Annotated in this window: 13 protein-coding genes; 9 read left to right on the plus strand and 4 right to left on the minus strand. The window is 65.2% G+C overall.

The features are described 5' to 3' along the window. Positions 1-55: 55 nt before the first annotated feature. Positions 56-421, minus strand: a complete 366-nt coding sequence (locus AC0L3J_RS18575) for a nuclear transport factor 2 family protein (RefSeq protein WP_473348044.1) — start codon at positions 419-421, stop codon at positions 56-58. Positions 422-521: 100 nt separating this feature from the next. Between AC0L3J_RS18575 and AC0L3J_RS18580 the strand changes: the two genes are divergently transcribed. Genes AC0L3J_RS18580 through hemC form a run of 3 tightly spaced genes read left to right on the plus strand, consistent with a single transcriptional unit; the run spans position 522 to position 3,797 of the window. Beyond that, positions 522-1,112: a TetR/AcrR family transcriptional regulator gene (locus AC0L3J_RS18580; RefSeq protein ID WP_473348045.1), complete on the plus strand. Its 591-nt coding sequence runs from the start codon at positions 522-524 to the stop codon at positions 1,110-1,112. 53 nt (positions 1,113-1,165) lie between these two features. Continuing rightward, positions 1,166-2,791, plus strand: coding sequence for a GMC family oxidoreductase (locus AC0L3J_RS18585; protein ID WP_473348046.1), 1,626 nt, complete (start codon positions 1,166-1,168; stop codon positions 2,789-2,791). Between the two features lie 25 nt (positions 2,792-2,816). Then, positions 2,817-3,797, plus strand: a complete 981-nt coding sequence (gene hemC, locus AC0L3J_RS18590; RefSeq protein ID WP_473348047.1) for a hydroxymethylbilane synthase — start codon at positions 2,817-2,819, stop codon at positions 3,795-3,797. Between the two features lie 216 nt (positions 3,798-4,013). Here the strand turns inward: hemC and hemE are convergent, their stop codons facing one another. Continuing rightward, on the minus strand, positions 4,014-5,048 hold the full coding sequence (gene hemE, locus AC0L3J_RS18595) for a uroporphyrinogen decarboxylase (RefSeq protein WP_473348048.1): 1,035 nt from the start codon (positions 5,046-5,048) through the stop codon (positions 4,014-4,016). Positions 5,049-5,158: 110 nt separating this feature from the next. Between hemE and AC0L3J_RS18600 the strand changes: the two genes are divergently transcribed. Then, on the plus strand, positions 5,159-5,374 hold the full coding sequence (locus AC0L3J_RS18600) for a hypothetical protein (RefSeq protein ID WP_007595236.1): 216 nt from the start codon (positions 5,159-5,161) through the stop codon (positions 5,372-5,374). 171 nt (positions 5,375-5,545) lie between these two features. Continuing rightward, the gene (locus AC0L3J_RS18605; RefSeq protein WP_473348049.1) at positions 5,546-7,450 is read left to right on the plus strand and encodes a sensor domain-containing diguanylate cyclase; all 1,905 of its coding nucleotides are present in this window, start codon (positions 5,546-5,548) and stop codon (positions 7,448-7,450) included. Positions 7,451-7,456: 6 nt separating this feature from the next. Here the strand turns inward: AC0L3J_RS18605 and AC0L3J_RS18610 are convergent, their stop codons facing one another. Together AC0L3J_RS18610 and trhO are read right to left on the minus strand one after the other, a co-directional pair. Next, positions 7,457-7,675, minus strand: coding sequence for a SlyX family protein (locus AC0L3J_RS18610; RefSeq protein ID WP_473262773.1), 219 nt, complete (start codon positions 7,673-7,675; stop codon positions 7,457-7,459). Beyond that, positions 7,665-8,447: an oxygen-dependent tRNA uridine(34) hydroxylase TrhO gene (gene trhO, locus AC0L3J_RS18615; protein WP_473348050.1), complete on the minus strand. Its 783-nt coding sequence runs from the start codon at positions 8,445-8,447 to the stop codon at positions 7,665-7,667. The genes AC0L3J_RS18610 and trhO overlap by 11 nt, the downstream gene beginning before the upstream one ends. Before the next feature lie 185 nt (positions 8,448-8,632). On the opposite strand from trhO, the gene ggt reads away from it, so the two are divergent. From ggt to AC0L3J_RS18635, 4 genes are all read left to right on the plus strand, one after another. Then, positions 8,633-10,219 (plus strand): gamma-glutamyltransferase, encoded by a 1,587-nt coding sequence (gene ggt / locus AC0L3J_RS18620; protein WP_473348051.1) that lies wholly within the window; start codon positions 8,633-8,635, stop codon positions 10,217-10,219. 169 nt (positions 10,220-10,388) lie between these two features. Further along, a complete protein-coding gene (locus tag AC0L3J_RS18625; protein ID WP_473348052.1) occupies positions 10,389-11,003 on the plus strand; it encodes a (2Fe-2S)-binding protein in 615 nt (204 codons plus the stop codon). Between the two features lie 4 nt (positions 11,004-11,007). Then, the gene (locus tag AC0L3J_RS18630; RefSeq protein ID WP_456765662.1) at positions 11,008-12,024 is read left to right on the plus strand and encodes an FAD binding domain-containing protein; all 1,017 of its coding nucleotides are present in this window, start codon (positions 11,008-11,010) and stop codon (positions 12,022-12,024) included. A 2-nt stretch (positions 12,025-12,026) separates the two neighbouring features. Further along, positions 12,027-14,318 (plus strand): xanthine dehydrogenase family protein molybdopterin-binding subunit, encoded by a 2,292-nt coding sequence (locus tag AC0L3J_RS18635; protein ID WP_456765661.1) that lies wholly within the window; start codon positions 12,027-12,029, stop codon positions 14,316-14,318. Positions 14,319-14,336 lie beyond the last annotated feature (18 nt).

Below are 14,336 nucleotides of genomic sequence, written 5' to 3' on the forward strand. Positions count from 1 at the left end.
CTCTGGAATACTGGATCGCCCGCCTTCGCGGGCGATGACAGCTGTGCTTTAGGCATCACCGCCCCAACTGCTTCGGATCGTAATAGAAACGTTCTTCGATCAACTGATCGCCCCGCCAGGTCTGCCATGCGATCTCATCCAACGTTCGGATGATGCCCTCGGCGTTGGTGAAGCTGAATCTCCAGCGCGTAGCGACATGATCGCCTTCGATCAGGCTCGGCCCGATGCGCACCGCCTTGACCTCCCTAGAGGCTGCCAGCACGCCGCGCTCCTTGGCCGCGAGCTTGTCGCGTCCGACCAGAGGTTCGGCCTGGTTTTCATAGGTGGCGCCGTCCGGCGTGTAGTAGTCGAGGATCGCCCCGACGAAATCCCCGTCCTCTAATCGTTTGGCAAAAGCTTCGACGACATCACGGCTCGGCATGGCGCACCTCACGAGTAAAACCGACTATTAGTCGGTAAATACCGACCGACGGTCGAAAAGTCAACTGGCTGTCCTGGTCCATTTCGACTACAGCAGAGCCATGGCGAAACAGGCGGAGCGGCGGGCTGCGACATCGGAGGCGATCCTGACGGCGGCGCGCCGCCTGTTCGGGACGCAAGGCTTTGCCGCGACGACGATGGACGAGATCGCCGAAGCCGCCCACGTCGCCAAGGGCGCGGTCTATCATCACTTCAAGACCAAGGAGGCGGTGTTCGAAGTGGTGTTCGACCAGGTCTCGCGCGACCTCGTTGCCGAGATCGACAGCACGGCCCGCGCCGAGAAGGACGTGCTTGCCGCGATGGTCGCAGGCACCCAGCATTATTTCGCCGCGACCGCCAAAGGCCCGACCGGCCAGATCATCCTGCGCGACGGCCCGGCGGTGCTCGGCTGGGAGCGCTGGCGCGAGATCGACGCCAAACATTTCGGGGGCAAGCTGCCGCGCGCGATTGCGGCGGCGATGGAGGCCGGCCTGATCGCGCGGCAGCCGGTCGAGCCGCTGGCCCGGCTGCTGCTCGGGGCGGTGACGGAGGCCGCGGTCGCCTGCGCCGGACGCGCCGATATCGCAAGGGCGGGTGCGGAATATGCCCGTGCGTTCAGGTCGCTGGTCGAGGCGCTGCGCGTCGCTGCATGATCGTGCTAAGTGATGATTGGAAACGCCCACACCAACAAAAAGAACAGTAGCGCATGAACGCAACTTCTTCCCTTATGCCCTCCGATCCTGAATTCGACTACATCATCGTCGGTGCCGGCTCTGCCGGCTGCGTGCTCGCCAACCGGCTGTCGGCCAACGGCAAGCACAGCGTGCTGCTGCTCGAGGCAGGCCCGAAGGATTCCAACATCTGGATCCACGTGCCGCTCGGCTACGGCAAGCTGTTCAAGGAAAAGACCGTCAACTGGATGTACCAGACCGAGCCGGAGCCCGAGCTGAAGGGCCGCCAGGTGTTCCAGCCGCGCGGCAAGACGCTGGGCGGATCGAGCTCGATCAACGGCCTGCTCTATGTCCGCGGTCAGCACGAGGATTACGACAGATGGCGTCAGCGCGGCAACGCCGGCTGGGGCTATGACGACGTGCTGCCCTATTTCAAGAAGGCCGAGAACCAGTCGCGCGGCGCCGATCAATATCACGGCAGCGGCGGCCCGCTGCCGGTGTCCAACATGGTGGTGACCGATCCGCTGTCGAAGGCCTTCATGGACGCCGCGGTCGAGACCGGTCTGCCCTACAATCCTGATTTCAACGGCGCCACGCAGGAAGGCGTCGGCCTGTTCCAAACCACGACCCGCAACGGCCGCCGCGCCTCGACGGCGGTGGCCTATCTCGGCCCCGCCAAGGCCCGCGGCAATCTCAAGATCGAGACTGGCGCGCTCGGCCAGCGCGTGCTGTTCGAGGGCCGCCGCGCGGTCGGCGTTGAATATCGTCAGGGCGTCACGCTGCGCCGCGCCCGTGCGCGCAAGGAGGTCGTGCTGTCGAGCGGCGCCTACAATTCGCCGCAGCTGCTCCAGCTCTCCGGCGTCGGACCCGGCGACCTCCTGCGCAAGCACGGCATCGATGTCGTGCTGGACGCGCCGGGCGTCGGGCACGATCTCCAGGATCACATGCAGGTCCGCATCGTGATGCGCTGCTCGCAGAAGATCACGCTCAACGACACCGTCAATCACCCGCTCCGCCGCACCATGGCCGGCGCGCGCTATGCGCTGTTCCGCAAAGGTTGGCTGACGATCGCGGCCGGCACGGCGGGCGCCTTCTTCAAGACCAGTCCGCGGCTGGCCTCGCCCGACATCCAGGTCCACTTCCTGCCGTTCTCGACCGACAAGATGGGCGAGAAGCTTCATGGTTTCTCCGGCTTCACCGCGTCGGTATGCCAACTCCGTCCCGAAAGCCGCGGGTCCTTGCGCATCAAAAGCGCCGACCCGACAGTGCCGCCGGAGATCCGCATCAACTACATGTCGACCGAGACCGACCGCACCACCAACGTGGAAGGCCTGAAGATCCTGCGCAAGATATTGCATGCACCGGCGCTGAAGCCGTTCGTGGTCGACGAATACGATCCCGGAGCGAAGGTGTCCACGGATGCCGAGCTGCTGGATTATTGCCGTGAGCGGGGCAGCACCATCTACCATCCGACCTCGACCTGTCGTATGGGCAATGATGCGCTCGCGGTGGTCGATCAGCGGCTGAAGGTGAGGGGCCTCGAAGGCCTCCGAATCGTCGACGGCTCGATCATGCCCGATCTCGTGTCGGGGAACACCAACGCGCCGATCATCATGATCGCCGAAAAGGCCTCCGACATGATATTGGAGGATGCGCGGTAAACTCGCGTCTTGAGAGGATTTGGGCTTGGCTACGCGATTCAAGATCGGCACACGCAAGAGCGCGATGGCGCTGGCGCAGACGGAAGAGATCGCGCGCCGCCTGACCGCTGCCATGCCCGATCTCGACGTCGAGATCGTCAAGTTCGACACCACGGGCGATCTCGACCAGACCAGCAAGCTGTTGCCCCATGGTGGCAAGGGCGGTGCCTTCGTGGCGCAGATCCGTGCCGCCGTGCTGTCGGGCGAGCTCCAGGCGGCGATGCATTCGCTGAAGGACATGCCCGGCAACGAAGACACGCCCGGCCTCGTGATCGGCGCCACGCTGTCCCGCGACCCTCCCAACGACGCGCTGGTGCTGCGCAACGGCGTGACACTGGAGGCATTGCGCCAATCGCGTGGCAAGGGTTTCAAGATCGGCACCAACGCCGTCCGCCGCGCCGCCTATGCGCGGCGATTGTTTCCCGATGTCGAGATCATCCATTTCCGCGGCGCTGCCGACACGCGCGTGCGAAAACTGGACAATGGCGAGAAGCAGCGCATGCCGGATGGCGGCGCTGTGGGACCTGCGGACGCGCTCATCATGGCGCGGTCCGGCCTCGACCGCGTCGGGCTTTCCCATCGCATCGGCTACGAATTCTCCGCAGCGGAAATGCTCCCGGCAGCGGGGCAGGGCATCGTCGCCGTCGAATGCGCGGCACAGGACTGGCAGACGCGTCGCATCCTCGCATCAATCGACGATCCCGCTGCACACGCTTCTGCCGACGCCGAGCGCGAAGTGCTGTGGGTGCTGAACGGCCATTGCAATTCGCCGGTGGCGGGCTTTTCGACCATTGCGGGCGATCAGATGTCGCTCACCGCGTCCGTGCTCGATCTCTCCGGCAACACCATCATCGAAGCCTTGCGTTCGGGGCCCGCCAATCGTCCCCGCGAACTCGGCCGTGCGGTAGGACTGGATCTGCTGGCCAGGGGCGCCGCGGAGATCATCGAGCGCAGCCGGCCGCGGTAAGCTTTCCCACAGGTTCGCAATGACGAGGGGGACAGCGCTGCGATGATGGCATCATGCGCCTGTTTTGCCCGACGCGTCAAATGTTGGCGCGACCTGATGCGATGACAGCGCACCCGATTTCGGTCCGCCCTAAGTCATTGATCGGGCGTGGCCTCTCTACTGTGCATGGGGTTGTTTTCGCGTTTTTTGTTTTTCCGCTCCCCAGGCACAAAAAAATCAGCCCCGAACCCGCTTCAGCATCTGCTCGACATGGGCGATCGGCGTCTCCGGCTGGATGCCGTGGCCGAGATTGAAGATGAACCGCCCTTGCGCGAAATTCGTCAGCGTATTGTCGACCGCGCGGTCGAGCGCGGCGCCGCCTGTGATCAGCACCAGCGGATCGAGATTGCCCTGAACCGCAACCTTGCTCTGCACGCGCTCGCGGATGAAGGCCGGCTCCGCGGTCCAGTCGATGCTGACACCGTTGACACCGGTCGCCTCGACGAAGCCGGGCAATTGCGCGCCGGCACCGCGCGGAAAGCCGATGATCTTCGCATCCGGCACCTTGGCGCGCACGCCTTCGACGATGCGCCGGGTCGGCTCGATCGACCAGCGCGCGAATTCCGCGGGTGGCAGCACGCCGGCCCAGGTGTCGAAGATCTGCAAGACGTTCGCGCCGGCCGCAAGCTGCGCCAGCAGATATTCGATCGAGTTCTCGACCAGCACGTCGATGATAGCTGCGAACGCCTCCGGATGCCGGTAGGCCATCATCCGCGCCGGCGCCTGGTCGGGCGTGCCCTGGCCGGCAACCATGTAGGTCGCCACCGTCCACGGCGCGCCGCAGAAGCCGATCAGTGCGATCTTGGGATCGAGCGCCCCGCGCACGATCTTGAGGGCCTCGAACACCGGTGCGAGCTTGCCGAAATCGGCTTGCTTCGCCAGTGTCGCGACCTTGGCGGGATCATCCAGCGGTTCGAGCCGCGGACCCTCGCCGACCTCGAAGCGCACGGAACGTCCGAGCGCATAGGGGATCACCAGGATGTCGGAGAAGATGATCGCCGCGTCGAAGCCGAACCTCCGGATCGGCTGCAGCGTCACCTCGGCGGCAAGCTCCGGGTTGAAGCAGAGGTCGAGGAAGCCGCCGGCCCTGCCGCGCACCTGGCGATATTCCGGCAAGTAACGGCCGGCCTGCCGCATCATCCAGACCGGCGGAATGACCTGCCGCTGGCCGGAGAGGACGTCGATGAACGGTTTTGTCGCAGACTGGGGCACGAATGGTCCTGAAGATGGTTAGGGCTCCTGATACACCGCCATGGCCCGAAGCGGAACAGGGGAACCAAGCGCAATTGGGCCGCGTTGACCAGCCAACGGAGGACGAGACCATGGCTGAGACATTCAACCCCGCGCCGCATGACAAGCACGCCGACGATCTGCACGAAGCCCTCGCCGCCGACCGCCACGCCAAGCTCGACGCCGGTCTGAAGGATACCTTCCCTGCGTCCGATCCCGTGAGTGCTGCCCAGCCGACGCCCTCGAAGGCCGATGCGGAGGCCGACAATCCCTCGCTCTGGGACAAGGTTAAGGCCATCTTCAGCTAAGGCGGGGAGCGCCGGATTCCGATAGGTTTGCTAATGCCTTGTTAGCGATGCGCCGATTCCGGCGTACGTACGACTACGGGAAACCGGTAACATCACTGCATATTTATCCCGGCGTTTCAGAGTTCAATAACAGAAGCAGCAGAAGTTCCGGAGATCGGAGATTTCTGCTGCATGAGCGCTGTGACCCAAAGAGCCGGATGGAGCCGCCTGCCGCTGCGAGCGGCTGCGTTCGTCGCGCTGACCTGCGTGGCCATCCTCGGCGTCAGCGGCTGGCGCGAATGGGCGGCGCGCGACGCGGTGCTCAAGGGTGCCGAGACCGAGATGGCGAATGTTGCTCGCTCGCTGACGCAGCATGCCGAGGACAGCCTCGATCTGCTGGACTCAGGCGTCGTCGGTGTCGTCAGCCGGCTGGAGATGGACGGCGCCGAGCCGGCCACGATCGCCAAGCTCAGAACCCTGCTGGAGGCGCGCAAGAAGGCGATGGAGCGTGTCCACAGCCTCGCCATCATCGACGAACACGGCAACTGGTTGACCTCGCCCGGCACGATCGGCTCGACTCTCAACGACGACGCGTTCTTCCGTTATCACCAGCTCTCGCCGAAACGGGAGCCCCATGTCGGCCGTCCCGTGAAGAGCCTGCTCGACGGCGAATGGGTCGTCACCTTGTCGCGGCGGTTCAACAAGCCCGACGGCAGCTTCGGCGGCGTGGTGCTCGCGACCATCAGCTCCAACTATCTCTCGCATTTCTACGAACAGTTCGAGATCGGCCGCAACAGCTCGGTGGCGTTGACGCACGGCGACGGCCTGATCATCGCGCGCAACCCGAGCAACGACAGGTTCGTCGGTCGCAGCGTTGCCGATACGCCGCTGTTCCGCGACGCCAGCCTGCAGCGGCCGGGCGGCGCCTATCATTTCAAGTCGCCGCTCGACGGCGCCGAACGCGTCAGCTTCTTCAAGCGCTCTGGCCGGTATCCGCTGGTCCTGCTCGCGACCGTCGACAAGGCCGAATTGCTGGCGCCCTGGCGTGCTGCGGCGACCTCTCGCATGCTCTACGTGCTCGCGCTGGTCATGCTGATCGCGATCATCGGTGCGGTGCTGGTGCGGCAGTTGCAACGCGGCCAGAGCATGGCGGCCGCGCTGGTCGAGAAGGAAGCGCATTTCCGACTGCTTGCGGAAGGCTCCAGTGACATGGTCACCCGCATCGGGCTCGACGAGCGGCTGCGCTATGTCTCGCCGTCGTCGATTGGCGTCGTCGGCTGGCGCGCCAATCAGCTGATCGGGACCCTCGCGCTCGCCGGCGTTCACGCGGACGACCGGCCGCAGGTGCAGGCGCTCGTCGACGCCATGAAACGCGGCGAGAAGGAGGAGGTGCGCGTCACCTATCGCAACGCGCACCGGCAGAATGCCGAAGTCTGGCTCGAATCGACCATGCGGGTGACCCGCAAGGAGAATGGCCGCGTCGACGGCGTGGTCGCGATCTCGCGCGACATCACCGAGCAGAAGAAGCTCGAGACCCGGCTGGAAACGCTCGCGATCGAGGACAGCCTCACCGGGCTTGCCAATCGTCGCCGCTTCGATGAACGAGTGAAGGAGGAGTGGGCGCGTGCCTATCGCGAGCGCTCCAGCCTCTCTTTGCTGATGATCGACGTCGACCACTTCAAGTCTTACAACGACGAATACGGCCATCCCGCGGGCGATGCCTGCCTCCGGCAGGTGGCGCAGATCATCGCCGCCGAGATGCATCGTTCCGGCGATCTGGCGGCGCGCTACGGCGGCGAGGAGTTCGCCATGCTGCTGCCGAACACCGACGCAGCGGGCTGCGCCCTGATCGGCGACCGGATTCGACGGGCGATCCGTGATGCGGGCCTGGTGCACACCAGCAACCATGTTGCTGGATGCGTCACCGCTTCGCTCGGCGGTGCTGCTTGCCGGCCGGCGCTGGAGCGCACGGCCGGCGTGGTCTCGCTGATCGAGGCCGCCGACCAGGCGCTCTATGCCGCCAAGGAGGCCGGGCGCAACCGGCTGATGATGTCGGGCGAGGTGAGCAACCTCCTGCTCAAGGCGTCCGGTCAGTAACCCCGCTCAATAATGCGGCGGACGCTCATTGGTCGCTCCCGGCGCATTCGCCTCGGCCTCCTGCAGCCGCTCGCCGAGCTCCGCGATCCTCCGCGTCAGCGCGTCGATCTGCTTCCACTGCGCGGTGATGGTCTGGTTCAGCGTCTCGATCGCGTCGTCCTGATAGGCGAGGCGCGTCTCCAGCGTGTCGATGCGCTCGCCGAGTGTCTTGATCTCATTCGTCACGTGCCGCGTCCTTGTCCCGTTCGCGCAATCCACATTCTTGCAAGCCAAGTTGCTGCAAACCATGGCCGAGCGCGACGCGCTCGTCGAACACGAAGCATTCGCCGCGCCAGCGGCTCTCCGCCTCCGGCACCTCTTCCAGATATTTGAGAATGCCGCCCTTGAGGTGATAGACCTCGGCAAAGCCGCGCGCGAGCAGGTGCGCGCTCGCCTTCTCGCAGCGGATGCCGCCGGTGCAGAACATCGCGATTTTGCGGTGTTTGGCCGGATCGAGCTGCTCGGCCGCAAAATCTTTGAACTGGCCAAAGCTCCTGATGCCTGGGTCGAGCGCGCCGTCGAACGTCCCCATCGCCACCTCGAAGGCATTCCTGGTGTCGAGCACCAGCGTATCGGGCGCCGCTATGAGCGCGTTCCATTCGCTCGCATCGACATAGGTGCCGACCTGCCGCGTCGGATCGGCGGCTTCGTCACCCAGCGTGACGATCTCCTTTTTCAGTCGCACCTTGAGCCGGCCGAATGGCATCGCTTCGGCGGTCGAGAACTTCAATTCGAGATCGTTCAACCTGCCGCCGAACATGTCGCCGTGCGCGAGCTCTTGGGCGAGGGCGTCGATCGCCTCGCCCGGGCCCGCGACCGTGCCGTTGATGCCCTCCTGCGCGAGCAGCACGCTGCCCTTCAGCGCCAAGCTGGCGCAGAACGCGCGCAACGGCTCCCGCAGCTCGCGGTAATCGGGCAGGGCGGCGAATTGGTAGAAGGCGGCGACCTTGTAAATCATGGCGCCCGTTTAGCAGGCGCAGCGTGCCCGGAAAACCCGCAACGAGCAGCTCTATTCCCAACGGATGGCAGCCATTTCCCTGGCATGCCAGCATTGCCCCGGCGGGCCGGAATGTGTCATGTAGGCCCGACTTTTTCCGAAACGACACGCCATCCGCGCCAGACGCCAACGAGAGCAAGAATTCGATGAGAAACTTCCATTTCCCCGGCAGGTCCACGGTCCACGCCACCAACGCGATGGTGGCGACCTCGCATCCGCAGGCGTCGCTCGCCGCGATCGAGGTGCTGCGCGAGGGCGGCACGGCGGTGGACGCGGCCGTCGCGGGCTCGGCCATTCTCGGGGTGATCGAGCCGCAATCGACCGGCATCGGCGGCGACTGCTTTGCGCTGATCCAGCCGCGCGGTGAGGGCAAGATCATCGCCTATAACGGCTCCGGCCGCGCCCCGAAGGCGGCGAACGCCGACTGGTATCTCGAGCGCAAGATCAATTCCGTGCCGCTGACCTCGGCGCATGCGGTCTCGATCCCCGGCGTGATCGACGCCTTTGCGACCGTCTTGCGCGATCACGGCAAGTTCGGCTTCGACCGGCTGCTTCAGCCTGCGATCAAGGCGGCCGAGGAAGGCTACGTCGTCGCTCCTCGCATCGCCTTCGACTGGAAGAACCAGTTCGAGAAGCTGAAGGCTGGCACCAACACCGAGCGGTATCTGCTGCCGCACGGCAAGCCGCCGGTGGCCGGCGACGTCATCCGACAGGCGGAGCTCGGCAAGACACTGCGGGCGATCGCCAAGGACGGCCGCGACGCCTTCTACAAGGGCCCGATCGCCGAAGACATGGTGGAGACCCTGCGCGGAATCGGCGGGCTGCACACGCTCGACGATTTCGCCGCGCATACCACCGAGACGACGACGCCGATCGGTACCATGTACAAGGGCTACGACGTCTGGCAGTGCCCGCCGAACGGACCGGGCCTCACCATGCTGCTGATGTTGAACATCCTGTCGCGGTTCGACCTGACCAAATACGCGCCTCTCAGCGTCGAGCGTTTCCACCTCGAAGCCGAGGCCGCGCGCATCGCCTACATGCACCGCGAGCTGCATGTCGCCGATCCCGAGCATATGCAGGTCGAGGTCGCCAAGATCCTCGCCAAGGAATACGGCAACGAGCACATCGACAAGATCCGCATGGACGGCATGCTCGACCTGCCGAACGTCGCGCCGCCGATGAATCCCTCAACCATCTACATCACCGTCGTGGACAAGGACCGCAACGTCTGCTCGTTCATCAACTCGGTTGCGCATTCCTTCGGCTCGGCCATCGTCTCGAACAAGACCGGCATCCTGCTCCAGAATCGCGCCGGCGGCTTCCGCATCCAGCCCGGCCACCCCAATTGCATCGCTGGTGGCAAGCGTCCGCTGCACACGATCATGCCGAGCCTGCTCACCAAGGGCGGCCGTTCCGTGATGCCGTTCGCGGTGATGGGCGGACAATATCAGCCGGTTGGCCAGACCCATGTCGTGACCAACATTCTCGATTATGGCTGCGACGTGCAGGAGGCGATCGATATGCCGCGCGGCCTGCATTACGAGGGCCAGTACCAGCTCGAGGACAGCGTGCCGGCCGAGATCGTCGAAGGCCTGAAGAAGCTCGGCCACAAGACCACCAGCGTCGTCGGTCCGCTCGGCGGCGCGCAGGCGATCTGGATCGACTGGGACAAGGGCACGCTCACCGGCGGTTCCGATCCGCGCAAGGATGGTTGCGCGCTGGGATACTGACCGCCGCGGGACGGAGTTCCCCGCCCAAGATCAGGAAAAGTTGACGAAGGGGCGACGCGGCATTTGCTGCGTCGCCCTTTCTCGTTCGGAACGGAGCTCATTGCTTCAGGTTAAGGGCCGATGAGCAGTGCAGGCGTGCGCTGCTTGCCCGAAGCGGCGGAGGCCCTCCATGTCCGAAAAAGCAGGTTCCGGACCATCCGGATTCGATCGGCGCGCCTTCATGGCGGGCGCTGCCGGCAGTGCGCTGGTCCCGATGGCGGCGCGTGCGGCTACGCAGGATGCGAGCGTGTCGGCCGCCCAGGATCCGGCGCTCCCCGTCGATGTCACGCTGCGGGTCAACGGCAAGGACAAGCGTCTGCACATCGATGCGCGCACGACGGTGCTCGACGCGCTGCGGGAGCATCTCAAGCTCACCGGCAGCAAAAAGGGCTGCGACCACGGCCAATGTGGTGCCTGTACGGTGCTGATCGACGATCGACGCGTGGTCTCGTGCCTGACGCTCGCGCTCGCGGCCGAGGGGCAGGAGATCACGACGATCGAAGGCCTTGCCACCGACGATCATCTGCATCCGATGCAGCAGGCCTTCGTCGACAACGACGCATTTCAATGCGGCTATTGTACGCCGGGCCAGATCATGTCCGCCGTGGCCTGCGTCAAGGAGGGCCATGCGGGCAGCGAGGCCGACATCCGCGAATACATGAGCGGCAACATCTGCCGCTGCGCCGCCTATCCCAACATCGTCGCCGCCGTGAAGCAGGCCGCGCCCGAGATCATGAAAGGCTAGGCGCATGCGACCGTTTTCATATCAAAGGGCAACAGACCCCGACATGGCCGTGCAGGCGCTCAGTGCTGCCGCGGCTGCGAACAATCCGCTGACCAAGGCTACAGCGCAGCCGCTCGCGGGCGGCACCACGCTGATCGACCTGATGAAGCTCGACGTGATGCGGCCCGCCGCGATCGTCGATATCAATCCGCTTGCGCGCAGCTGGTCGGCGATCGAGCTCGGCAGTGACGGCTTGCGGCTCGGCGCGCTGGCGAAGATGTCCGACGTGGCCGCGCATGCCGAGATCCAGCGCAACTATCCGGTGATCGCGAATTCCCTGAAGCTCGCCGCCAGCGCCCAGCTGCGCAACATGGCGACGCTCGGCGGCAACGTGATGCAGCGAACGCGTTGCAGCTATTTCCGTGATGTCTCCTATGAGAATTGCAACAAACGCAATCCTGGCTCGGGCTGTGCCGCGATGGATGGCGTCAATCGCATGCATGCGGTGCTCGGCACGTCCGATCAGTGCATCGCGACCTATCCCGGCGATTTTGCGCAGGCCCTGATCGCGCTCGATGCGATGGTCGAGATCACCGGCAGGTCCGGCACGCGCAACCTGCCCTTCGCAGGCTTGCACAAGGCACCCGGCAAGACGCCGGACATCGAGACCACGCTTCGGCCCGGTGAGCTGATCTCTGCGTTCTCCATTCCCGGCCGCTGGCCGCGCTCGGTGTATCTCAAGGCGCGCGACCGTCAGTCCTACGAGTTCGCGCTGTCGTCGGCTGCGGTCGCGCTCGACGTGCAGGATGGCGCGATCAGGGACGCGCGTGTCGCGCTCGGCGGCGTCGCCACCGTGCCGTGGCGGGCGCGCGAGGCGGAGGCGCTGCTGAAGGGACAGACATTCGACGACGGTCTGGCGCAGCGTGTGGCCGATGCCGCGTTTGCCGACGCCAGGAGCCGCCGGCACAACGGCTTCAAGATCGCGCTCGGCAGGCGCGTGGTGGCGCGCGCGCTCCAGCAGGCCGTAACGATGGAGATCTGATCATGACCGCTGCAGCTCCCGAGCCGAAAGCAAACATGGGCCGTCCCGTGCCGCGCTATGACGCGGCCGCAAAGGTCACGGGCCGGGCGACTTATGCGTCCGACATGCCGCTCGACAATCCAGCCTACGCAGTCCTGGTCACGAGCGCCATCGCCAAGGGCCGCATCGACAGTTTCGATCTCGACGATGCCAGGCGGGTCCGCGGCGTGATCGACATCGTCACGCACGACAACGCTCCGAAGCTGAAGGAATCGAAACTGTTCAGCAATGGCGGCTATGCCGGCACAACGATCCAGCCGCTGAAATCGGCGGACATCGCCCATGACGGCCAGATCATCGCCGTCGTCATCGCCGAGAGTTACGAGGCGGCGCGCGAAGCCGCCAATCGCGTCAAGGTCAGCTACACGGCCGTAGCGCCGAGTGCGAGCTTCGAGTCGCCAGGGACCACCACGGCAGCGGCAAAGGGACAGAACGCACAGTTCAAGGAAGACCCGGAGGTCGGCGATTTCGCAAAGGCGTTCGACGCGGCCGAGGTCAAGCTCACCGCCTCCTATGAAACGCCGACCCAGCACCACAACCCGATGGAGCTGTTTACGACGAGCTGCGCCTGGATGGGCGACGAGCTCGTCATCTACGAGGGCAGCCAGTATGTGTACGGCCTGAAGAACGGCGTCGCCGAGCAGCTCGGCATCGACGCCGACAAGGTCCGCGTCGTCAATCCCTATGTCGGCGGCGGCTTTGGGTCGCGCGGCTCGATGACGCCCCGCACCGCCATCATCGCAGGCATTGCCAAACGCCTGAACCGGCCGATCAAGCTGGTGCCGACCCGTGACCAGGGGTTCACCATCGCCACCTACCGCGCCGAGACGCGCCATGAGATCAGGCTTGGTGCGGGTCGGGACGGCAAGCTGGTGGCCTTGAGGCACGACGGCGCGGAGGTTTCGTCGCGCCCGGATCCCTATTGCGTCGGCGGCACCAAGACCACGACGCGGCTCTATGCCTGCCCGAACGTCGCCAGTCTGGTGTCGATCGTGCGCGCCGACCGCAATACGCCCGGCTTCATGCGCTCCCCGCCGGAGGTTCCGTATCTCTTCGCGCTGGAGAGCGCGATGGACGAGCTCGCGGTGAAGCTGAACATGGACCCCGTCGAGCTCCGCCGCATCAACGACACCACCATGGAGCCGATCGGCGGCAAGCCCTATACGTCGCGGTCATTGATGGCGTGCTTCGACGAGGCCGCCAGGGCGTTCGGCTGGTCGCAGCGCTCGCCGCAGCCGAAATCGATGTCGGACGGCGACTGGCTGGTCGGCTATGGCTGTGCCGCCACCTGCTATCCGACGCAGATGGCGCCCTCTGCCGCGCGCGTTCGCCTCCAGCGCGACGGCCGTACCCGGGTCGAGATCGCCGGTCACGAGATCGGCACCGGTGCGTATACCGTCATCGCCCAGACCGCGGCCGAGCGGCTCGGCGTGCCCCTGGAGAAGGTCGCGGTCTTCCTGGGTGACAGCGATCTGCCGCCGGCGCCTGTTGCCGGCGGTTCGAACTCGACTGCCAGCACCTGCTCGGCGGTAATGATGGTGTGCGACCGGATTCGTCAAAGGCTGTTCAAGGCCGTAATGCCGAGCGACAGCCTCACCGATAAGGCCAAGGAGACTGTCGGCATCAGCCAGGCGCCGAGCACGCAGGCGGCGCAGAGCGATCGTCCTCTCGATCTTGAGAAGGCCTTCGACGCGCTCGGCGTCGGTATCGTCGAGGAATACGGCGAGTGGAAGCCCGAAGGCGCGCCGCTGGATTCCTTCACGGCGATGCACAGCGGGCACGCGCGGCTCGTCGGTGGCCATCAGATGAAGGACAAGATCGCCTACGCCTTCGGCGCCGAGTTCGTCGAAGTCCGCGTCAATCGCTTTACCCATGAAATTCGCTGCCCCCGGCTGGTGGGAGCGTTCGCGGCGGGCCGCATCATGAACCCGCGCACGGCGCGCAGCCAGCTCATGGGCGGCCTGATCTGGGGCATGTCCTCGGCGCTGCTGGAGGCCACCGAGATCGACGAGCGCAATGCACGCTACGTCAACGACAATCTTGCCGACTATCTCGTGCCCGTGAATGCCGACGTGCTCGGCGTCGAGGTGATCCTGCTTTCCGAGCAGGACGATCACATCAACCCGGCAGGCGTGAAGGGCCTCGGCGAGCTCGCCAATGTCGGCACCAATGCGGCGATCTGCAATGCGATCTATCACGCCACGGGCCGGCGCATCCGCAAGCTGCCCGTGCGGCTCGAAAATATCGAGGTGTGAGGGGTGGAAACGGCGTCG

It is taken from the genome of Bradyrhizobium sp. Kon37 (assembly GCF_055807535.1).